This is a genomic window from Ureibacillus sp. MALMAid1270 (genome assembly GCF_049202975.1).
In the GTDB taxonomy this organism is placed as follows: Bacteria; Bacillota; Bacilli; order Bacillales_A; family Planococcaceae; genus Ureibacillus.
Map to the genome: position 1 here is coordinate 1 of NZ_JBMIRP010000087.1, position 20,735 is coordinate 20,735.

Genomic DNA, 20,735 nt, shown 5'->3' on the forward strand with positions numbered 1-20,735 from the left:
CAGTTCGGGAATTTGCCTCCGGCTTCCTTCAGATTCCACCTCACGGTGGACACCCTTGCCATTAGCTAACAGTTCCTACTGCCAAGCCTGTAGTGGACTTTCACCACCAAGTTATAGCCCATGCCGGGCGCACAATAAAAGTAGCACCTTCCAAGTCTCGGATGGAGCTACTTTTTCGCTATTCAACAGAAACCAATTCTGGAATTGGATATTTCACTTCTGAAAAGTTCTTAATGAGTAGTTCTTCATTTACCATTTCGCCTGTTCTTTTATCGATTGTTTTCCGCCAAATTTCATTTTCCCTATAATTTTTTCCGTTTTGTTTTAAAAAACGATGATTTCTTTCCTCAATATGATAAGCATAAGGCATTTCTTCATTGGAAAAAATGGCACCTTTTAAATGTTTATCCGTAAGCCATACTTTTATCTGAAATGAATAGGATGTCCGATTTGATATTTGTAAATCGACATAATTGTAAAAAACACTCGCTCCACTTCCAAATGGAAGCGTTCGGCCAGAGTCAGGAAATGGATCGAAACTATGATGATGTCTTTCAGTTACTACTAGAGGAGTATGTAATGCCATCCAGTAAAGGAGATTGGCTAATTGGCAAATTCCTCCACCTACCCCTGTCTTTACTTCGCCCATTGCAAGCTGCATCCCCTCAATGTACCCTTTTGCTTTCGTTGTTTTCCCAACTGGCTTCCAAAACGAGAAAACTTCCCCAGGTTTTATGACAATTCCATCGATTTTACTTGAGGCAATTTTTAAGTTTGTAATTTTATTTTCTTGTAATTGAGGATCACTATTTCCCAAAGTTCTCCTTAGAAGTGATTGATGTTTTTTGCATGTATGGGAAAATGTAGCAGATAAATCTCGGTGTTTTGCGAATTTTTTTCTGATTAAAAAATTAATTATTCCACGAAAAAGTCGTTTTTGCCCAATTCTTATATGATAAAAAATTGGATGAATTTCTGAAAGTCGTTTCAATGGATCTTCCTCCTAACAAACTTAAAACATTGATAATAAATCGTATGTCCAATGAACGGATACATTCCCAAAAATTTGGGTGTTTTTATAATGTATAATCCATGTTAAAGTTGTTTTTGTCAGTAGCCTAACATCATATGACAAAACAACTTTTGAGGAGTGGATTAGTTGAAAAAACAATTGTTCATAGTGACAGCAGCATTTGGAATTATATTCTCTGGGTTATTTACTCAAGCTTCAGCGCATGAGGTAAACCACAAAGTAGAAACAGACGATACACTATGGAAAATTGCGAATTCAAATAATATTTCTGTTGAAGATTTAAAAACTTGGAATCAATTAAATTCAAATACAATCTATGTTGGGCAAGAATTAACTTTAATTGCACCACATACACATACAACTTACGGTTCTTATACTGTTAAATCAGGTGACACACTGTATTCAATCGCAAAGGCACATAATACAACAGTTTCAGAAATTAAATCTATTAATCAATTAAATTCAGATACAATCAATATCGGACAAGTATTAAAAATACCTAATGCAAAACAATCAACTTCAAAAACTTATGTTGTACAATCTGGTGATTCATTATGGCAAATTGCTACAAAAAACGGTTTAACTGTACAACAATTAAAAGTGTTTAATGGATTAACTAGCGATGCAATATATGTTGGACAAGTCTTGAAATTAACATTAGATGGAACAGAAACTGCAAAATCTGAGGTTAATAATTCATTAAATGTCGGTGCTTTAATCGCTGAAGGTAAGAAATATCTAGGTGTTCCATATGTTTGGGGCGGTAGCACTCCAAGCGGATTTGACTGCTCTGGTTTCTTAAATTATGTGTACGGAAAAGTGGGCATCTCAATCCCTCGTACAGTAGAAACGATTTATGCAGATTCAACGAGTGTTACAACTCCACAACCTGGTGATTTAGTATTTTATACAACATACAAAGCAGGTCCAAGCCATGCCGGAATTTATATTGGTGACAACAAATTCCTTCATGCAGGATCTTCTACAGGTGTGACTATTACCGATATGAATAATCCTTACTGGAAAGCTCGTTATCTAGGTGCGAAAAAAGTAAATCTGTAGATAATATTATAAAACAAAAGAAGCTCTATTGCCAATATATACCAATAGAGCTTCTTTTTTTTATTATGCATTTTTAGGATGTCGTGTTCTTAAATCTGATGAGCCTTTAATGACTTCAACGATAAACACAAATAATGGAATTCCGATAATTAATCCCCAAGCGCCAAATAGTAGTTCACCAACGATTAAAACCATAAAGGTAAAGAAGATAGGTAATTTCATCGTGATGGAGTAAAGTTTCGGGTTTAAGAAGTATGATTCAATCGCATGAATAATCATGATCATTATGAAAACATAAATAATGTACATAATTCCGCCAATTTGGAAAGCGATGATTGATAATGGAATTAATGAAATCACAACACCAATTACTGGCATTAACCCTAGGAAGAAAATCATGATTGCAAGCCCTAGTATATTAGGGAATCCTAAAATCATTAACCCAATAACAGATAAAACAGTATTCACAAGTGAAATTTGGATTTGTACTTTAATTGCTAATCCAAAAGTATTTAAGAAGCTATTACCAAAATTAACAATTTGGATAAAAACCTTTTCCGTTTTACTAGAACGGAACGAATTGCTGAAAGTTTTGATTTTATCAATTTCTAATATAAAGAAAAAGCTTAATAGAATTGCCATGAAGACTTCGAGTAAAAATGTACTCACGTCTTTTATCGCCGCAAGTAACGTATCTGCGACATTTTTTAATATTCCTTCCATGTCCAAATTTCTAATATATTCATAGATTCTTTCTGGCATGAGATCTTTAAATTGCTCTATATTAATGGATGAGCTTTGAATGATAATAGCTGTTAATTGTTGAATCGCTGCAGGGAGATAATGATAACCTGTTAACGTAACAACAGCGATGATTATACTATACATGAGCACAACTAACAGCTTCGGTCGTTTTAAAGATTTTGGTAATATATGTAGTATTTTAGCGAATGCTGTATAAGCTAAATATGTAAAAATAAATGTTAGTAATAAAAAATTTAATGCATTTTTGAAAAAGTAAAGCAGACCGATAATAACAATAATAATTATCCACTTTAAGTTCGCTTGCTCTTTAAACCAATTCATTTCTTAACCCCTTCACTTTGATTCGAATTCCATAAACTTAAATAATACTCTGATTAATCAAAAAATTTCATTTTATTCAATTAAAGCGTAGCACGTGAAGGTATATATACACAATATAAAAATTACAAAATTATGACTTTTTTATATAACATTTATACTATTGTAACGAAAGCATTAATGAATATTGTAATTCTGTTTCGACCTAGTCAAACAGTTTCCGACTTTATTAATCTTTTTTTTTTACATAATAAAAGGACATTACCCTACTCATTTGAGGGCAATGTCCGGTTTAAACTGAAAGCTATTCTAAGCTTTCAGCGATTTCTAGAATTTGCTCTTTTGTTAATTCTGTACTTGTTGATGAAACCTCATATAAAAGACCGTTTTCTTCCCAGCTAATGCTTAGGTAGTCTTCCATTTCGTATTGGATACCAGTTGTACCACGTACGGAAATTTCTTCTCCTTCCATTTCTTCAAGGCCAATGTATTCAATAGGGTTTGTTGAAATTAAAATCCAATTGTAATCATCTTTATCGTAGCTTAACATAGCCATTTCCATTGATGAATCATAATACCCTTCTGTGTAAACATAACCTTCTGGAAGTGTAGTTGGTTCAGCAATATAATAACTTGCCATTTCTTGAATTTGTTCAACTGTCATACTCTCATCGTAAGAATACATTTCTTCTTCAGTTATAGCATTATCAATTGCTTCTTGAGGAATTTCAATTGGTTCAACCCCGTTAATATTTGAGATCGTCGCTTCGCCTTTCATTTTTAATGGAATTTCCATTCCGTCCATTTCCATTACAAGATCAATATTGAAAATTTGAGTTGTTTGAATGAAAGACTCTTTATCGACATGATATTCTAAATCTAATTGATTAATTTTAATAGAATTAATCATTTCTTCGATCATTGCGTCAGAAGATAAATCGCTACCCAATGAAGAATTAACATAATCTTCTATAAGTACTTTGTAAGTGTCATCATTACCTGATAACTTCAGGATATATTTACCTTCTTCTTCAGTCATTTCAATTTGGTCTTTAAATTGATTTAACTTTTCAAGACTTTCTTCGTTTAACTGATCAAAACTTGTAATACCTAATTCTTCTGTGTCCATTTTAACCCATTCGCCAAACATGCTCATATATGCAGCATCTTTGTTCATATACATTTCAGAATCAATTTCCATCCCTAATGCTTCCATGTTCATGTTAAAGTACATAGCATCTGGATTATGTGTTACATCACCAGTAATAGACATTTTTTGATCCATACCATCTGCAGTTATATCCATATCCATTTCAATTGAATAACTTGAAAGGGCTGTACTTGCTTCAATCGATTTACCTAGTACTTCAGCCTTGTCCAATTCTTTAGTTCCACATGCGGATAAAAGTGTTAATAGTAATAAACTTGTCATCCATAAACTAATCTTTTTTGTAATCATCTCTACCTCCAAATAGTTTCGAATTTTACTTCGAATATTTACTGCGATTTTCATAAAATCCATCATCCAGCTATATATTATTCTATAATAATTTAATTTTAAATCAACATAAATCTTTTGTTAACAATATACAATTCTACTACTTTTTTGATTGCTTTGTGAAAATCTTTAATTCCTCAATGAATTCTTCACGTTTCTCATCCTCAACAACTAGTTTCAACCCATAAGTTGTATATTGAGATAATTCTTTTTTCCAAACGATGTAACCGTCAAATTTGAAGATTTTATTATTTAATTCAAATGAAATCGTAAGCATGATTTGATTTGTCTTAATGTCTGGAATATTTAACTTTGATTTGATTCGTAACCCTTCAGGACTTACTTCTAATATATCAGCTTGCCCACCAGATGATTCTACTTCTCTATTATTTATGCGAATGATATTAAATAGTGCTGGAATTGGTTGTCCAAATTCATAGCGAAATGGTTCATTTCTTTTAAAATGCATATCATCACCCCGAGTTTGCATAGACCTTAACAATAATCGATACTTAGTACTTTGTAAAGATTTTTTCTATGTATTTTTTAACAGAACTAAAGCCCCCGCGCAGTTGCACGAGAGCTAATCCACTCTATAAACTCGAACAATCTAACTTTCCGAACTATATTTAAGCATAAATGGAAGAATGCTAGTCAATACAAGAGCAAATGGTAACAATAATCCAATGGTTAAACCAATCGATAAATTCAAACCATTCCTAAAGAATATTGCAAATAAAAATAATGGAATCACCATCCACATGGATGTATAGTACCTCGATTTAAAATCAACACTATATGTTTTTCCGCATCCACTACATTGGATTGGTTTGTACCCTAACCAAATTGATTTCACGATTTGAAACCATTTTAACTTCGTATTACATTTTTCACATTGTTGGATCCCCATTAAATTTCTCCTTCTCTAAACAATCTACTGACTTAATTATATAGCATACTAGCCTTAATTTTAGCTGTAGATTTTATCCCAATTTATGTTAAAAGCAGTTTTAAATAAAATAATAAGAGCGATGATTAAGGCTGCTAAATAGATATATATTCCGAAATTATAGAATGTGCTGAAATAATGTAGTCCTGCAAATACTATGATGATCAAAGATAAACCGAGTGCAACCATACCTGTACTATTTTGGTTGTAATCATCAAATGACTCCGCAAACGGAATGAATTTTTTTAGAATCATAAAACAAATGATAGCAAAGATACAGGCACTTAGAAAAACTATGATTAGATCAGGAACTATTCTAACACCAAATAGAACAATGAATGCAATACTTAATATCACGTAAACTGGCAAAAATAGTTTTAATATAAAAGCTTTAATTGTACCACTATACATAGGTTTTAGTTGTTTAAGCGGGGCTACACTATAGACCCATGCTCCCTTATATTTGCCTGAGTACTTCAGTAAAACTAAAATACTAGGGATAATAATTAAACAAAAGTAGATAGAAAAATAGGAATTACTTGTTGTTAACCCTTCCACACTACTAAATTGTAGCTCATTCAAAATAAAGATAAATGGAATAACAATTGAAAAGCCTAAAGAAGGATAGACTTTCAGTTTGAATTCACGTTCGTTTTTCATCATGCGACTGGCAAATCGGAAAAATGATCGCTCCTGTTGTGATGGGCAGATGATCTTCAACAAACCTTCACCAATTTTATTCTGTTTTTTCTCTTTTGCTTTCCCATGAAAAGATAGCTTTTGTAAATAATGCTCAAATGCAGGGTTGAATTTCATGTATAACCTAATGACGATAATTGGTACGATAATGCTTAATATCGTAAAAATCGTATAAATCATTTCGAAATTTTGCTTTAACAACATTTCAGTATTTGCAGCAAACCATATCGGGAATATGAATAACTGCCACCAATCAGGATCGATTGAAATAGATTGTCCTATAAATTGAAAAGAACGTACAAGTAATTGATACCCAACTAGAATTGCAAGGGACAAACCAATTTGTACATAGTTAATAATATCTTTTAGCTTCTCGCCATCAAAAAATCTAAGAATAAACAGATAGATAAGTGCTGTTAAGGCAACTATAAAGAAATCTAGCAAAATAATATTGATCAATGTGATGATGAAAAAACCGATTCCTTTATTAATAAGCGCAACAATTAATGGAATGCCAACTAATGCAATTGTAAGAAAAGATATGTAAATGATAATATGCATGAATTTCGCAGTATTAATTGTTTTGTTATTCACTGGTTTTGTAAATAAAATATTACGATCTCGGACGTCTAGTAATACTGAAGAAAAATCAGAAATCATAGAGGTCATAACAAAAAACGTAAAGATTCCGTAAAATAGACTCATTTGGAAAAGGTAATTTTCACCCATTAAAATAAATGGAATCATAAATAAACCAAACAAAACGTAAATCCAAAGCGATTTTACATATTGATTACTTTTTTCTTTTTGGTTGGAGTTTTGTGAGAAAATAGTTGGTACACGTCTACCATCCATCGTAAATTTCACTTGTAAAATTTTTCTCATTATCTTGTAATCCACACCAAATCTAGTGAATATACGCTCAAAACGATCTAAAAGTTTCAATGTACGAAAGTCTTCCATTCTTACATCTCCTCTACAATCGATACAAATTGTGCTCCAATTGATTGGTGTTCATTAAACCCTGTAAGTTCGTTGAAAATTTGTTCGAGTGATGAGCCTTCTTGATTAATTTGTTTTAACTCCCCAATCGTACCGTCTGCAGCGATTTTTCCATTGTTGAGAAGAATAATACGGCTGCTAATCTTTTCGACTACATCCATAATGTGTGAGGAATAAAATATGGTTTTTCCTTGTGCAGCAAGCTGTGTCATAATCTCTTTAAAAATCATCACACTGTTGGCGTCCAAACCATTTATTGGTTCGTCGAAGAATAAAAGTTCGGGGTTATGTAATAAACTCGAGATGATTAGTAGTTTTTGGCGCATTCCTTTTGAATAGGATGCAATTCGAGAATGATAAACTTCCCCTATCCCAAATAGCTCCATCAAATTTTTAGCTTTATAATCTGCAAGTTGAGGAGTTAGTCCATATAGTTCGCCGATAAAGGTTAAATATTCGAAACCTGTTAGATTATCATAAAGATCTGCGATTTCTGGTACGTAACCGATTTTCCGTTTATATTCGATGGAATCTTCTGCAATATCTTGACCAAAAAGTTTAACTTCTCCTTGATAATTGCTTTCAATACCCAACATAATTTTAATTGTCGTACTTTTACCAGCTCCATTAGGACCGATATAACCAATGATTTCCCCTTTTTTCACATGTAGTGAAACACCGTCTAATACGGATTTAGAACCGTAGCTTTTCTTCAAATCGTTAAGGGATACAATGTACTCTTCCATTCTATTACCCCACTTCTAAATTTTACTATTTTATTTAAGTGTAACATCCTTGAGAGGTTAGACCAAGTCTTTATGTGTTTTGGATTAGGTGCTTTTATGGGATTGGGGTCCGGAATCGGGGAATTTATTGAATCAGTTAGTGGATGAAGGACAGTTTCGGTGATTATTGATTTCGTTTTGGTCTTCATCAAGCCGATGAAGGACAGTTTTCAGCATATTCAGCTTCGTTCTGTCCTTCATCAATTAAAATCACTTATTCAACTCAGATAATTCAAACTCAATCACATCTTGAATTGCTTCATTTCCTACTACTCCGTTATGGAATGTATTCGTGTCTGCCCAATATAGCATTCTAAAAGCTTCACCGTTGTTAAGCTCAACTTCTAGAAATACACGCTCACCTTCGAGCTTCCCTACATCAAGTAATAATTGAGGGTTTTTAACTTCTAATTCTGGCCACACTGCAAGAAATTGCTCCAGAGATGTTTGAGAAAATTTGTGAATTCTACTTCCATCTTCTGTGCTTTCAAAATAAATATTTTTCACTAACCCATTCAACGGGAAAAAATCTTGAGCGGTTTTTGCTTCTGAATTATACTCTGCAATATAAACTTTATCGTCTGCAGTAATCAAAAAGTTCGTAGGATAACCTAAGACCTCATAAATCGGTGTACCCACTTCCAAGAATGTCGCATCACCATTCTTTTCTTTATGATCCACACAAGCATTACCAGCCATTTGATAAGTAACCTTACCAATCTCTTTACCTTTTTCAATTGTAATAGGCTCATTTACTACATCAGGATTTTGATAATGATGTTCGTACTTAATCCCTTGAATCATCACCATATCGATCCATTCAATTTCAGCATCAGGACACTGTTTTTCAGTACTGAAACTTGTTGTTTTTCCAATTGCAAGATTCGGATTACCCGAGGAACTATTACACGCTGTGAGAATAAACAATCCCAGTAATACAACAATAAAAAATAATTTTCTCAACAATCTCACCTCTTATCAATTCGACGTTCAGAATTGGAAATTGTTACAATTACCGCAGTATTTCATTAAACTACTTCACTTTTCTTTTTAACACAAAAATACACTAACCTTTATCAAGATTAGTGCTTCCCTTTCCATAACCTCGTAACATTTACTAACTTTCGACCTTCAAATGTCAATTTATAAATATCCGGCATCTCTAACCTTTTCCAAAACTCAAAATCGTATTGTTTATCGAAGAAATTCATAATCAAAACCATCAAATTTCCGTGTGTTCCGATAACAACGTTTTTATCTTGATATTTATCTAACACTTGGAAGGTTGCCTCTATCCCTCTTTGTTGAGCAATCCGATTAGATTCTCCACCTTCCAATGAATAGTCTTGATTCTCCCATACTTTTGATATGGCATAACTAAAATCTTTTACAGATCCCTCTGATAGCTTTCTTTCCTTAAAACCATTAATGATTTGAACATCTTGATTAATAAATTGTGCAATCCCTTCAACAGTTTGAATTGCTCGTTTGTAAGGGCTAGAAATTACATAATCAATGTCTTGATCTTTTAATAATTCTTTTATCCGAGAGGCATCTGCAAACCCTTTTTCAGATAACGGTCTCCCCAATTCATCCGATGAGTAATTCGAATGGGCATGCCGAACAAAATACAATGTCGTCAATGAAGGTTCAACTCCTATTTCAAACCACGTTGATGTATTAATTCACCATTAATAGTTAAATTCAACAAAAAACGCATCAATCCTTCCTAGACTGATGCGCTTCACGATTTAATATGATAAATGATCTTAAATAAAGGTAATTTCTAGAAATTCATTGCTGAATAATTTGAATACGGTTTCCACAAGTATCATCGAAAATCGCAATTGTGACATTACCCATTTCTGTCGGCTCCATAAAGAACTTTACACCGAGATTTACTAATCGTTCGTACTCTGTATGAATATCTTCTACTCCGAACATTGTGACAGGGATGCCACCATCATATAACTTCGATTGATACTCTTTTGCAATAGGATTATTATTTGGTTCAAGTAAAAGCTCTGTACCTCCCTGTTGCTCTGGAGAAACTAGGGTAATCCATCTATAATCACCAGCGGGCACATCATGTTTTTTAATAAAGCCCAATGTTTCCGTATAAAACTTTAATGCATGCTCTTGATCTTCTACAAAAATACTCGTTACAATGATTTTCATATCTTAATGACTCCTATTCTAAATGTTAATTCACTTGCTGGTTACGTCATTACATTTATACCTTTTTTCTTTGATAATAAAACCTCAAATTGCCAAAAGCTTATTTAACAAAATGACAAATATCTAAAATAACATTTCCAAATTCGTCTGGGTTTGTAAATCGGGGACACCCATATCTTTCAAAGAACCACCATGCCTCTACTTCATCTCTAGCAATTTCAAATCCTTCTTCAGAAAGTTTATTTGCGCACTCTTCCTCATTGCCAAAGATTTCTGGTATGATTCCTTTTAACCAACAAACTCCTAATTGTGAAGCCGGAAAATTAATTGATTCAAACCCTTCAGGTGCTACTGTATCTTCTGGGAGGAACATTCCAATCCAATATTCAAATGGTTCTCCTTCTTTCCAACGCATAAGCCCCATATTTGTATTGAAATCTTCATATGCATTTTTAAACTCATCAGTCATCAAAGATTCAAGTTGATTAAATCGATCTGTTTGAAACCATTCTTCCCACTTCGCTGTGAAGCTTCCTTGAACTCGATCTGCATCGCCATATTTTATTCCGATGAATGTCATAGCAGGAATCGCTTGTTTATAAGTTCTGACAATTTCATGCATTATTTTATCCTCCAATAATATTGAAAGTTAGTTTCTAATTGGTTTAATTTTCATTGTGTTTAAATTATAATTAACATAGAAAGAAATGGAAATGAGGAAATAAAAATGTCTCCACATAAAAGGTTTAAACTTTCGAAGCTAAATCAATTCGTAAAAATGAAAGCTTCTTTTGCTCACCTACAAAATCAAGATCAATATACAGATCATTTAATACCTGTTGATTTTGCTACGCAAATATTAGAGAGCTTAATCAATAAAGGTTTGAGTGGTTACGAATTGGTCGAAAAATTTAAAGAAGTTACCTTATCTACCGGTTGGACAGTTTTTCGTGCTAATAATGAAAAATAAGCTGGTTTGAATGAATGCATACATGCATATTACTTTAGACTGTTATGAATACTAGCTTTTATTCTCTGTGATTTTCAAAAGATTCAACCAATCTTCTATAGACAACTTATCTGTAATATGTCTTAATTCGCTTGGGACATCTACAAAACACATCAATTCTAAACTATTGCCATCTGGGTCATTAAAATAAACTGAAGCATTTCCTTGATTTGGTCTTACGAATGGCTCAATAGACGTTCTACTTCCAAATGGAACTGCTTCAACTTGAATCGATTTCAGCCAATTAATCGACTCCTTTAAATCCTCAAATGTAACTCGAAAAGCAATATGGCGTAAAGATGGGTGGTATTGTGTTCGGTACTCTTCCCCTTCCCATAATCCTAACCAGCTCATCCCTTCTTCGATCCAAAAGAATGCAGTATCTTCATCGCGCCATGCGAACTTCAATCCTAATCTTTTATAAAATTCCATAGATACTTCTAAATTTTTCACAGGTAAATGTGCTTCATACAACCCCTTAATCATACGATCCCCTCCTTGGTACATATTACCAAACTCTAGGGATAAACGAACTCGTAAAAAAGTTGTAAGTTTCCAATGCTATAGAGAATTAAACTTTAAAAATTGCTGCAGTCTCGCAATGTTTTCCTCAAAAAATAGTTTATTCTTTTCAATTCCCCGACGTTTACACCAGCCGATGCTATTGAAGGCATCAGCGAATCGGTAGAAAGGTAGTACAATTTCTAAATCAATTAATGGTCTAACACTTTGATAACCTTCTTTAAACGAGTCGAAAAGAGAAGTATCATAGGATAAAAAATCTCGATACAGCTTTGTAAAGTCAATTTCAGTTGAACCAAATCTTACACTTTCAAAATCGATGATCCCTGAAACTGTTTCGCCATCTACAATAATATTCGCCGGGCGAAAATCCATATGTATGAAACCTGGTCCATCTGGTAAAGGTAGCTGTTCTTGCATATGTTTAAATCGTTCAATCGCACTGTTGTACAAAGACTCATCCAATACTTCTTTGACATCTTCAGCAAAGCTATAAAACTGCTTTTCTATAAATTGAGTCCAGTTTGAAAATTCATTCTTTATACCACTTAATACTTTATTTTCAGGTGGTTGTACTGAATGCAGCGTTGCCTGTAGAACACCCACTTCATAACCAACTTTAGTAGAACAATTGATCGTTAGCGGTTGGCCTTTTAATTCCGACAATAAAAAGGCACCTAGACAATCTTCATCTCCAATCCAATAATCCAACACTTCGGGAGTAGCTACTTTCCCTTTTAATATTTCATAAGATTCTAGTTCTCTTTGAAACTTCAATTTTGTATAGGGAATTTTTATATAAACATTCTCTCCCTTTAACAACCCGCATTTATATACAGTTGAGCTGTGTGAATCTTCTACTTCACTAATCATTAGTGGCTTTAAATTAAATTGGTCAAGTACTCGATTTAACATTCAACTACCTCCCCTTTATTTATGAGTATTATCTGAGAAATGCATGTCAATTAGACTTCATTTATTAAGTTCAACAAAAAAAGCATCAATCCTTCTTGATCAATGCTAAAGCCATTCCCCGAATAGTAATTTAATTCAATTTTCATTTCCCTCTTTCCCTTTATAACAAGTGACATACTCATTCTTCATAACCCAACTCTTGCATGCTAATCCACTCTCGTGATAGATTTCTTTTTCTACATTTAATGTGATCGATTTGTTATCGTAATGTTCAACATTTCTTATGAATAGTGTTTTTTCATCTGTCCAAAACATCGAAAAGCTTCTTTTTACATCAGCATAATAAATGATTTTCTTTTTATCGTTGTTAAGATGATCCGTTAATTCAACCCATACATTAACACCGCCTGCCGCGCCACCATAAGGCTCATAATAGGCGTGGGCTGTATATCTCTCTGTTGGTGATGGAAGAGGTCCAGGTCCTGGTTGAGTATACTCCTGATTTATACTATCGAAAGTAAAAAAGTAGTTTTCATAAATGTAAATTATACACACCATTCCCAAACCTGTGATGGTAGCAATAAATAGCTTTTTAGGAAAGGGTTTCTTTTTTATAATCGAAATAAGCAGTGTGACAGAAAAGATTAATAACAAAATCACAGAAATGAATGCAATGAGGATGCCGAGTAGAGTTAGAATATTTATCCTTCCCTTCTTGCAAAGTTTTTCAGATCTTTTTACGCACTTATCATTTATACGTTCTGAAGAATACAAAGGTTGCATAAATTTTCCAAATAAAAAAAACGATCACACTATACATGATCGTCTTATTGACTATACATTTGGACCCAACTGCTAAAATCCTATGTATTTTACGGGATATACTGCTCCGTCAACATCACAATTTCATCATTAGCCATATAAATTTTAAAAAGTCGACTATATTCATTAACCGCCTCTTCTAATTCATCAACAGTTCCTACGTTACTTATTTTTACACCATCTACTAAAATAAAATAGCTTGCATTCGGATCGAGAGTTACAATCGAGACTTCTTTTTCTTCAATGACAAATCCATTTGGTGCACTATCGTCCTGTTTCATATCAGCGAATTGGATTTCGAGAGTAATGCTCGATCCATCTACATTCACTTCGTTGATATAACCAAATCTAGTTTCTAAATTTGGTATATGTGACATTAAACTTTCCAAAATATAGATTCTACTATTGATCTCGTTATATACCTCTATATCATTTCGGTTTTCTTGGTCGATTAATGTGGTTAATTCTTCAATCTTTTTTTCACTTTCGACTAGTTTTTCACTCAGTTTAGCAACTTCGATTTCCAATTCTTCAAAATCATCATTTGACGATGTTGGTGTATCTATCTCTTCTTTCGTACAACCAACTACCAAAAGTATAAATAGAGCAAGATAAATAAAAGTCGATTTCATTTTAGTCCCCCTGTTTAACTACGTTTTAAACTAGAGTATGAAGTTACGCCAAAAGGTGATTCAAATACGATTTTGAAGCGTTCGGTGTAAAATATAAACCAACCCGATAAAAATAAGTGCTGTAAAAGTCACTTTAATATAAGAAATATGCTCGATAAGAGGAGTGTGAGTTGATCGCTCTGTTGTAAAAATAGACCACCAACTCGGCTCAGGATATTGGTGTGATAATAGGAACCAAGCAAAATAAAAGCATATGACTAAAAACCAGTAAATTTTCATAAAAACACCTCAACCATTTAGACGGTTAAGGTTTTGAAAAGTCACAAAGTATTAGTAAATAATTACTTAATTACCATCTCGTAATACGGGTCTCCTGATTCGTATCATCAAACCATTTCAATCCCATGTAATCAGCATTAATTAACCACTTGCAATTAAAATGAATTTCTTCAATGCTGATTTGAATCCTGCAAATGAAAAAAGAGACCAACCAAAGTTGATCTCAATTTAATTTAATTTTATTATTTATTTAAATAAGCCCAAGCGTATTGCGCATATAATTCTGCCCCTGTTGCTAGTGCATCTTCGTCAACGTTGAATTTGCCGTGATGATGTGCCCATTCCGTATCTTTTTCTGGATTACCAGAACCAACTAATGCGAAGCTCCCAGGTACTTCATCTAAATAAAAGCTGAAGTCTTCACCGCCCATTGTTGGTTTTTCAAAGTAAAGCGCCTCCTCACCAAACGCCTCAACAGCCACTTGTTGTACGAGTTCCGCGCTTTCCTTACCATTGATAACAGCTTGAGTTCCGCGAATATACTCCACTTTTGCAGTAGCTCCGTAAATATTTGCTACATTTTCAGCATAAACTTGCAGTTGTTTCTCAATATGATCACGTGTATTAGGATCGAAACAACGCACCGTCCCTTCAATGACCGCATTTTCTGCGATAACGTTAAAGCGTGTCCCAACAACCATTTTTCCAACAGTAAGAACTGCAGGTAGTTGTGGGTCGATAGTTCTTGATACAACGGATTGTACATTCATCACAAATGACGAAGCAACAACTGCTGCATCAATTGTATCGTGAGGCATTGCACCATGACCACCACGTCCTTTAAATGTTACTGTGAATAAATCTGCTGAGGCGAATGAAGGTCCTGAAGTACAAGATACTTTATTCGTTGGCATTTGAGACCAAATGTGTATACCAAAAACATTGTCTACTCCTTCTACGGCACCTTGTTCAACCATTACTTTCGCACCTGCTGCAGTTTCTTCTGCGGGTTGGAAAATAAGTCGAACATTTCCTTGTAAATCTGCTTTATTTTCATTAAGAACTTTCGCTGCGATTAGTAACATTGCTGTATGAGTATCATGGCCACATGCATGCATTTTTCCTTTTTCTTTTGAAGCGTATGGAAGATCAATGTTTAACTCCTCTACGGGAAGTGCATCCATATCTGCGCGTAATGCAACTGTTTGTCCTGGTTTTCCACCTTTAATCTCTGCAATGACACCAGTTGGTTCTGTTTTTCGGTTTTCAATGCCCAGTTCAGTTAAGTAGGAAGAAACAAATTCAGTTGTTTCATATTCTTCCCAAGATAACTCTGGTTCACTGTGTAATTTTCTACGAATCGCAATTAATTCATCGCTATATTCTTGAATGCCTTCTTTAATTTTTTCATTGATCATATGATTCATCCTCCGCTACTTTTATCACACTACATGTATGATAATCTTAAAAACTCTTTCGATATTTATAGACTTTGTTCGTATTTTCTATATTAAAGGAATGTTACGAAAATTCCTGCTAGAATAACAGATACAATTGTTACGGAGACAAATCCTCCTACTAGCATAGGTGGTAACATATGTTGCGTTAATGCGGCTCTTTCCTTTTCATCCGTTGTTAATGCTTTAATAACTTCGTTTGTAATTACATAGTCCGCTGGGAATCCGTATAAAGCCGTTAATGAAACTGCAAACGCTAGGTTTTTACTAACTTTTAGTAATTTCCCCGCGATGAATGAGAAGATATACATCCCGATAACACCTAATGCAATACAAACAACTAAAGGCGTTAATAAATCTAGTAACATACTTGGTGTAGCATTTTTTAATGCATCAAATACGAACAGCATTAATGCCATGATCGCAAAACCAAAACCATTTGCTTTTTGTAATACATGTGTTTCTAAGAAACCAATACTTTTTGCAATAACACCAAACACTAAACAAAGCACAGCTCCATTGATCTCGACGATTGGTGCTAGAGTTACAGATGTTAGATAGGCTAAACATCCAACTACAGCAATTTTAAAGAATTTAAAGTATTCTGTATTGTATTTTTCAGGAACTTGGAAAATTTTTAAGCCGTGTTTCTTTTCAGTTGTTTCTTCTACTTTTTGACCCTCAGATATAATTTCTAACTCGCCATTTCTATATTTCTGTAAAAGTCTTTTTCCCTCTTTTTTCAACACGATTGATGTTAAAGGATAACCAGCAAACCCTTGCATAACATAAATGACTATGGCAAATACAGCTAATGAAGTAAGTCCTGCCTGAGTAGCTCCTTCTGACATAATTAATGCTGATACAATACCTCCAACTAATGGTGGGATTGCAACGATGACAGTATTCATGTCAAATATGAATGAAGCAACTCCAAATAATAGAACGATAATCCCTAAAATTCCAGCTAATGAAATGACAACTGTCTTCCATTGAGCAATTAGCTCTTTAATTGAAAGAAGAGTTCCCATATTTACGATTAATAGATAGATTAATAGAGTTGCTACAGTATTCGGAATTCCTGCAATTGCAACAATATCTTTTGGGAAGAAAGTCCAGTAACCTATTAAAAATAGAACAGCTCTTATGAATATTGATGGGATCCATGCTTTTGTACGGATCGAGATAAAATCACCTATATATAAGATGAATAATAAAATAACGATTGCGACCATTTGCGCCATAGTATGTACCCTCTCTATTTTTCGAAATTATTAAAATATTTTGTTTACAAACAATATCACTTTGGGAAATATTTTGTATATAATATTTTATTAATGTCATAATTCGTTCATATTATTGGGATTTTTTATATATTTTTGCAATTATTACTAGTTTTATTATTAAATAAATTATTGCGCAAAGATGAATTTATTTTTGTTGAGAGTAAGAAATTTATTCTAAAAATTAAGACCAATAAAAAAACACTTTCCCAATAAAGAAAAGTGCACAATCTATTATTTTGCTATTCGTTTTGTAGACCCACGTTTTTTTCGCAAATCAAAAAGTAGTTCGATCAGACTTTCGTGATAGGTAATAAATTCACCAGATCTAATCATTGATAATATGTCTTCTTTACTTGCCCATTTTACAGCTTGAACTTCCTCGTACTGTAATCTAAGCGTATGTAAATCCACATCTTTTTCAATTATATAAATATCGTCAAAGCCTCGATCAAAATGCATTGTTAAATGTGGTCTAATATTTTCAAAATCTAGCTTCAATCCGATTTCTTCGTATAATTCTCTCTGTGCAGCAGTTTGACTAAAATCACCAACTACAGCACTTCCTCCAACGGTAATGTCCCACATATTGGACCATCCTTCTTTAAATGGTTGTCTTTGTTGAATGAGCATTTCGCCATTGGAATTAAAAATACATACATGCAAGACTAAATGATAATCACCAGATTGTAGCTCTGTTCCACGAATCGTAGTTCGATTAGTTTTATTGCGATACATATCGTAAACATCCCATAATTCCATATAATTCCTCCCTTTACTTTTTCAGATAAATACATTTTACCATTTTATCCAGTTCGATGGAACTATACAAAAATTGAAAACGAATAGTTATGCTCGCAAAATAAAAAAGCATTAATCCTTTTGACATAGGACAAATGCTTTAATATTGTTTATTTTACTATTTTATTATTAAGTCTAATTCTTTGCGAAAACTCCATCCACTTCAACTGTTTCATATATGTTTATGAAAGCTTGTTCATCGTGATTTCGGACGATTTTTTTAATTTGTGTTGTTTCATATCGAGTAACAACCATCATTAAAATGTGTTTTTTTTCTTTAGTATATCCACCGTAACCCTCTGTAATGGTGATTCCGCGGTATACAGACTTCAATAGTTCTTCTCGAATTGCTTCCCCTTTGGTCGTGACAATTTGCATTGTTAGTTTTATATGATTTGTATGCACTTTATCAATTACCAGGCCAGATAAGTAAATGGATAGTAGTGTGTAAAGAGCAATATTCCAGTCAAATGCTGCACCTGAAATAAGAACGATGATTCCATTCATTCCAGTTAGTAATAAGCCTACACTGAAATTACTTGCTCTAGAAACGATAATCGCAATAATATCTAGTCCACCAGAAGTACCTGAGTACTTTAATATAAGTCCTACACCTATACCACTGATTATACCTCCGAAGATCGTGGATAATAGTATATTATCTGTTACTTGCATCACAGGGAGAACATATAAAAAGAACGAAAGTGAAACTACACAGATAAGCGTATTCAATGTAATGATTTTGCCAAGTTTATAGTATCCCAGAATAATTAATGGCAAGTTGAGTAATAAATTCATTAATCCAATATCAAATGGAGTAATAAGCCCTATCAAAATGGCAATACCACTAATTCCACCACTTAAAATTTCATAGGGAACTAGAAAAAAGTTAAATGCAAATGCTACGATCAAAGACCCGATGATAGCAATTAAATATTTCAAAACTATTGTCCCCCTTAAATGAACGAAGCGGATGATCTCAATCAACAACTATGATTAATTTAAATCTAGATGAATTCAATATACGTGTCAATAAATTATATTGTTATAATAATATTTGAATTATTCTGAATACAGAATTATTAAAAGTAGTTGAATCTTTGTAAAAAAGAAGGATTTTAAAAACAGTCAGCGGAAATGTATTACGTAGTAAATTTCGGTTAATTCACCTCTTAAATTATGGTTCGCACTTGAGTATTGTTTTAAGTATTATTCAATAAAGGAGAAATTATATGGGGGAAATAAGAAAATTAGTTGAAGAAAGTGAATTTACAACTTTCGTTGATATAGTTGCCAATGCATACCCAGGGATTTTAGCCAATACTCCACAAGAGAAACAAAGATTTAAGGAATTTCTTATTAATAAGCAAGAAAATGATCCGGCTGTGGAGTACTACGGCCTATTTCGAAATCAACAGCTGATCGCAGGTATGCGAATTCATTATTATGAGATGAATTTACATTCGAGTAAAGTTGAAATTGGCGGTGTGGGGCTTGTTGCGGTTGATTTACTTCACAAAAAAGAAGGTGCTGCTAAAGAACTCATTGATCAATTCCTTCAAATGTTTAAGGAAAAAGGAGTTCATCAAGTCGCATTATATCCATTCCGACCTGATTTTTATAAGAAAATGGGATTTGGTTATGGACCAAACATGTACCAATATTATTTAGAGCCTTCAAGCTTCCCAAAAGGGCAGACTAAGGAACATTTACAGTATGTCACTAAGGAGGATTTAGAGCTACTCTCAGCCTGCTATAACCGGTATGTTGAAAGTCATCACGGGATGATTTATAAAACGGAGCATGAATGGAATAAACTGTTTAAAAACACTGAGAATCGAATTGTTGCTGTGAAGAAGCAGGAGCAAATTCAAGGTTATCTTGTATTTCATTTTAAAAAACAAAGCGAAACAAATTTTATGTTGAATAAATTAGTGATTAAAGAGTGTATTTACGAAACTCCGGAGGCACTATTAGAGTTAAGTACGTTTTTAAATAGCCAAGCCGATCAAGTACACAGAATTGAATGGAATACGCAGGATGAACAGATTCGCTTTTTAGTTCATGATGCCCGCAATGGCTCGAGTGAATTAATTCCAAGTGTTTATCATCCAAGTAGCACGTCAGCAATTGGATTAATGTATCGAATTATTAATGTAAAAGGTTTTGTTCAACAGTTAGGTCATTTATCTTTTAATGCACCTGATTTTAGCTGGAAATTAAGTGTGACGGACTCTTTCTTCCCTGAAAATCAAGGCGAATTTTTGTTACAGTTGAAAAATGGATTGGTTGAAGTGAAAGAAGACGGCGAATATGATGTTGAGTTAAAAATCGATATTTCTGAGCTATCTTCATTGTTATTTGGAGTCGTTAGTTTAAGTGACTTGTATTATTATAGTAAAATAGAAATTAGTGATTCAGAATTTCTGGACAAACTTTATTCTATTTATAAGGTATTAGAGAAGCCTATTTGTACAACGGCTTTTTAGATTGCAATTAAACAGTGCCCTTCGTGTGCCCTTCGTAATTAAACGAAGGGCATTTAATTTTTTATCGATCAATGGGTTTTCTGTCCCACTTACCTCAAGAACAAAAACGCTAACGCGTCTTTATGCACGACCCAAGCGTAATTATTCGCTTGGGTCCTTTTTCGCTTCAAACATTTCACCGTTACAATACGGGCACTCCAACGTTACTGGCTCTCCCGGTCTTTTATCTACCATGAA

23 protein-coding genes are annotated in these 20,735 nt (G+C 33.5%); 3 read left to right on the forward strand and 20 right to left on the reverse strand.

Annotated features, from left to right (window positions below):
* Positions 1–178: 178 nt before the first annotated feature.
* The gene (locus tag ACOQFO_RS11425; protein ID WP_421689790.1) at positions 179–991 is read right to left on the reverse strand and encodes a VanW family protein; all 813 of its coding nucleotides are present in this window, start codon (positions 989–991) and stop codon (positions 179–181) included.
* 168 nt (positions 992–1,159) lie between these two features.
* Here ACOQFO_RS11425 and ACOQFO_RS11430 point away from each other — a divergent pair, with 168 nt between their 5' ends.
* Positions 1,160–2,095, forward strand: a complete 936-nt coding sequence (locus ACOQFO_RS11430; RefSeq protein ID WP_421689791.1) for a LysM peptidoglycan-binding domain-containing protein — start codon at positions 1,160–1,162, stop codon at positions 2,093–2,095.
* Positions 2,096–2,158: 63 nt separating this feature from the next.
* On the opposite strand, the gene ACOQFO_RS11435 is transcribed toward ACOQFO_RS11430, so the two are convergent.
* From ACOQFO_RS11435 to ACOQFO_RS11480, 10 genes are all read right to left on the reverse strand, one after another.
* Positions 2,159–3,181: an AI-2E family transporter gene (locus tag ACOQFO_RS11435; protein WP_421689792.1), complete on the reverse strand. Its 1,023-nt coding sequence runs from the start codon at positions 3,179–3,181 to the stop codon at positions 2,159–2,161.
* A gap of 301 nt (positions 3,182–3,482) precedes the next feature.
* Complete coding sequence (locus ACOQFO_RS11440) at positions 3,483–4,691, reverse strand: DUF6612 family protein (protein ID WP_421689793.1); 1,209 nt, start codon at positions 4,689–4,691, stop codon at positions 3,483–3,485.
* A gap of 85 nt (positions 4,692–4,776) precedes the next feature.
* A complete protein-coding gene (locus ACOQFO_RS11445; protein WP_421689794.1) occupies positions 4,777–5,145 on the reverse strand; it encodes a PilZ domain-containing protein in 369 nt (122 codons plus the stop codon).
* A 141-nt stretch (positions 5,146–5,286) separates the two neighbouring features.
* Positions 5,287–5,586 (reverse strand): TIGR04104 family putative zinc finger protein, encoded by a 300-nt coding sequence (locus tag ACOQFO_RS11450; protein ID WP_421689795.1) that lies wholly within the window; start codon positions 5,584–5,586, stop codon positions 5,287–5,289.
* 60 nt (positions 5,587–5,646) lie between these two features.
* Positions 5,647–7,287, reverse strand: a complete 1,641-nt coding sequence (locus tag ACOQFO_RS11455; RefSeq protein WP_421689796.1) for a hypothetical protein — start codon at positions 7,285–7,287, stop codon at positions 5,647–5,649.
* Positions 7,288–7,289: 2 nt separating this feature from the next.
* Positions 7,290–8,072, reverse strand: coding sequence for an ABC transporter ATP-binding protein (locus ACOQFO_RS11460; protein WP_421689797.1), 783 nt, complete (start codon positions 8,070–8,072; stop codon positions 7,290–7,292).
* A gap of 249 nt (positions 8,073–8,321) precedes the next feature.
* Positions 8,322–9,074 (reverse strand): hypothetical protein, encoded by a 753-nt coding sequence (locus ACOQFO_RS11465; RefSeq protein ID WP_421689798.1) that lies wholly within the window; start codon positions 9,072–9,074, stop codon positions 8,322–8,324.
* A gap of 119 nt (positions 9,075–9,193) precedes the next feature.
* On the reverse strand, positions 9,194–9,754 hold the full coding sequence (locus ACOQFO_RS11470) for a histidine phosphatase family protein (protein ID WP_421689799.1): 561 nt from the start codon (positions 9,752–9,754) through the stop codon (positions 9,194–9,196).
* Positions 9,755–9,905: 151 nt separating this feature from the next.
* Positions 9,906–10,289, reverse strand: a complete 384-nt coding sequence (locus ACOQFO_RS11475) for a VOC family protein (protein WP_421689800.1) — start codon at positions 10,287–10,289, stop codon at positions 9,906–9,908.
* A gap of 100 nt (positions 10,290–10,389) precedes the next feature.
* Positions 10,390–10,911: an AraC family transcriptional regulator gene (locus ACOQFO_RS11480; protein ID WP_421689801.1), complete on the reverse strand. Its 522-nt coding sequence runs from the start codon at positions 10,909–10,911 to the stop codon at positions 10,390–10,392.
* A 105-nt stretch (positions 10,912–11,016) separates the two neighbouring features.
* On the opposite strand from ACOQFO_RS11480, the gene ACOQFO_RS11485 reads away from it, so the two are divergent.
* On the forward strand, positions 11,017–11,259 hold the full coding sequence (locus ACOQFO_RS11485; RefSeq protein WP_421689802.1) for a hypothetical protein: 243 nt from the start codon (positions 11,017–11,019) through the stop codon (positions 11,257–11,259).
* Positions 11,260–11,310: 51 nt separating this feature from the next.
* Here the strand turns inward: ACOQFO_RS11485 and ACOQFO_RS11490 are convergent, their stop codons facing one another.
* From ACOQFO_RS11490 to ACOQFO_RS11530, 9 genes are all read right to left on the reverse strand, one after another.
* The gene (locus tag ACOQFO_RS11490) at positions 11,311–11,784 is read right to left on the reverse strand and encodes a VOC family protein (protein WP_421689803.1); all 474 of its coding nucleotides are present in this window, start codon (positions 11,782–11,784) and stop codon (positions 11,311–11,313) included.
* Between the two features lie 75 nt (positions 11,785–11,859).
* A complete protein-coding gene (locus ACOQFO_RS11495; protein ID WP_421689804.1) occupies positions 11,860–12,735 on the reverse strand; it encodes an aminoglycoside phosphotransferase family protein in 876 nt (291 codons plus the stop codon).
* Between the two features lie 135 nt (positions 12,736–12,870).
* On the reverse strand, positions 12,871–13,518 hold the full coding sequence (locus ACOQFO_RS11500; protein WP_421689805.1) for a DUF5412 family protein: 648 nt from the start codon (positions 13,516–13,518) through the stop codon (positions 12,871–12,873).
* An 89-nt stretch (positions 13,519–13,607) separates the two neighbouring features.
* Positions 13,608–14,189: a hypothetical protein gene (locus ACOQFO_RS11505; RefSeq protein WP_421689806.1), complete on the reverse strand. Its 582-nt coding sequence runs from the start codon at positions 14,187–14,189 to the stop codon at positions 13,608–13,610.
* Positions 14,190–14,249: 60 nt separating this feature from the next.
* A complete protein-coding gene (locus ACOQFO_RS11510) occupies positions 14,250–14,468 on the reverse strand; it encodes a hypothetical protein (RefSeq protein ID WP_421689807.1) in 219 nt (72 codons plus the stop codon).
* Positions 14,469–14,710: 242 nt separating this feature from the next.
* Complete coding sequence (locus ACOQFO_RS11515; protein WP_421689808.1) at positions 14,711–15,886, reverse strand: amidohydrolase; 1,176 nt, start codon at positions 15,884–15,886, stop codon at positions 14,711–14,713.
* A 92-nt stretch (positions 15,887–15,978) separates the two neighbouring features.
* Positions 15,979–17,169: a hypothetical protein gene (locus ACOQFO_RS11520; RefSeq protein ID WP_421689809.1), complete on the reverse strand. Its 1,191-nt coding sequence runs from the start codon at positions 17,167–17,169 to the stop codon at positions 15,979–15,981.
* Between the two features lie 273 nt (positions 17,170–17,442).
* The gene (locus ACOQFO_RS11525; RefSeq protein ID WP_421689810.1) at positions 17,443–17,970 is read right to left on the reverse strand and encodes an NUDIX hydrolase; all 528 of its coding nucleotides are present in this window, start codon (positions 17,968–17,970) and stop codon (positions 17,443–17,445) included.
* Between the two features lie 174 nt (positions 17,971–18,144).
* Positions 18,145–18,951 (reverse strand): YitT family protein, encoded by an 807-nt coding sequence (locus tag ACOQFO_RS11530; RefSeq protein ID WP_421689811.1) that lies wholly within the window; start codon positions 18,949–18,951, stop codon positions 18,145–18,147.
* Positions 18,952–19,241: 290 nt separating this feature from the next.
* Between ACOQFO_RS11530 and ACOQFO_RS11535 the strand changes: the two genes are divergently transcribed.
* Positions 19,242–20,498 carry a GNAT family N-acetyltransferase gene (locus ACOQFO_RS11535; protein WP_421689812.1) on the forward strand — a complete coding sequence of 419 codons (1,257 nt, stop codon included), beginning with the start codon at positions 19,242–19,244 and terminating at the stop codon, positions 20,496–20,498.
* Positions 20,499–20,735: the final 237 nt, after the last annotated feature.

Bases quoted from the DNA above. Each gene is read 5' to 3' on its own strand.
- ACOQFO_RS11435 (WP_421689792.1), bottom strand. From the start codon at position 3,181: ATGAATTGGTTTAAAGAGCAAGCGAACTTAAAGTGGATAATTATTATT.
- ACOQFO_RS11440 (WP_421689793.1), bottom strand. From the start codon at position 4,691: ATGAAAATCGCAGTAAATATTCGAAGTAAAATTCGAAACTATTTGGAG.
- ACOQFO_RS11445 (WP_421689794.1), bottom strand. From the start codon at position 5,145: ATGCATTTTAAAAGAAATGAACCATTTCGCTATGAATTTGGACAACCA.
- ACOQFO_RS11450 (WP_421689795.1), bottom strand. From the start codon at position 5,586: ATGGGGATCCAACAATGTGAAAAATGTAATACGAAGTTAAAATGGTTT.
- ACOQFO_RS11455 (WP_421689796.1), bottom strand. From the start codon at position 7,287: ATGGAAGACTTTCGTACATTGAAACTTTTAGATCGTTTTGAGCGTATA.
- ACOQFO_RS11460 (WP_421689797.1), bottom strand. From the start codon at position 8,072: ATGGAAGAGTACATTGTATCCCTTAACGATTTGAAGAAAAGCTACGGT.
- ACOQFO_RS11475 (WP_421689800.1), bottom strand. From the start codon at position 10,289: ATGAAAATCATTGTAACGAGTATTTTTGTAGAAGATCAAGAGCATGCA.
- ACOQFO_RS11480 (WP_421689801.1), bottom strand. From the start codon at position 10,911: ATGCATGAAATTGTCAGAACTTATAAACAAGCGATTCCTGCTATGACA.
- ACOQFO_RS11485 (WP_421689802.1), top strand. From the start codon at position 11,017: ATGTCTCCACATAAAAGGTTTAAACTTTCGAAGCTAAATCAATTCGTA.
- ACOQFO_RS11490 (WP_421689803.1), bottom strand. From the start codon at position 11,784: ATGATTAAGGGGTTGTATGAAGCACATTTACCTGTGAAAAATTTAGAA.
- ACOQFO_RS11495 (WP_421689804.1), bottom strand. From the start codon at position 12,735: ATGTTAAATCGAGTACTTGACCAATTTAATTTAAAGCCACTAATGATT.
- ACOQFO_RS11500 (WP_421689805.1), bottom strand. From the start codon at position 13,518: ATGCAACCTTTGTATTCTTCAGAACGTATAAATGATAAGTGCGTAAAA.
- ACOQFO_RS11505 (WP_421689806.1), bottom strand. From the start codon at position 14,189: ATGAAATCGACTTTTATTTATCTTGCTCTATTTATACTTTTGGTAGTT.
- ACOQFO_RS11510 (WP_421689807.1), bottom strand. From the start codon at position 14,468: ATGAAAATTTACTGGTTTTTAGTCATATGCTTTTATTTTGCTTGGTTC.
- ACOQFO_RS11515 (WP_421689808.1), bottom strand. From the start codon at position 15,886: ATGATCAATGAAAAAATTAAAGAAGGCATTCAAGAATATAGCGATGAA.
- ACOQFO_RS11520 (WP_421689809.1), bottom strand. From the start codon at position 17,169: ATGGCGCAAATGGTCGCAATCGTTATTTTATTATTCATCTTATATATA.
- ACOQFO_RS11525 (WP_421689810.1), bottom strand. From the start codon at position 17,970: ATGGAATTATGGGATGTTTACGATATGTATCGCAATAAAACTAATCGA.
- ACOQFO_RS11535 (WP_421689812.1), top strand. From the start codon at position 19,242: ATGGGGGAAATAAGAAAATTAGTTGAAGAAAGTGAATTTACAACTTTC.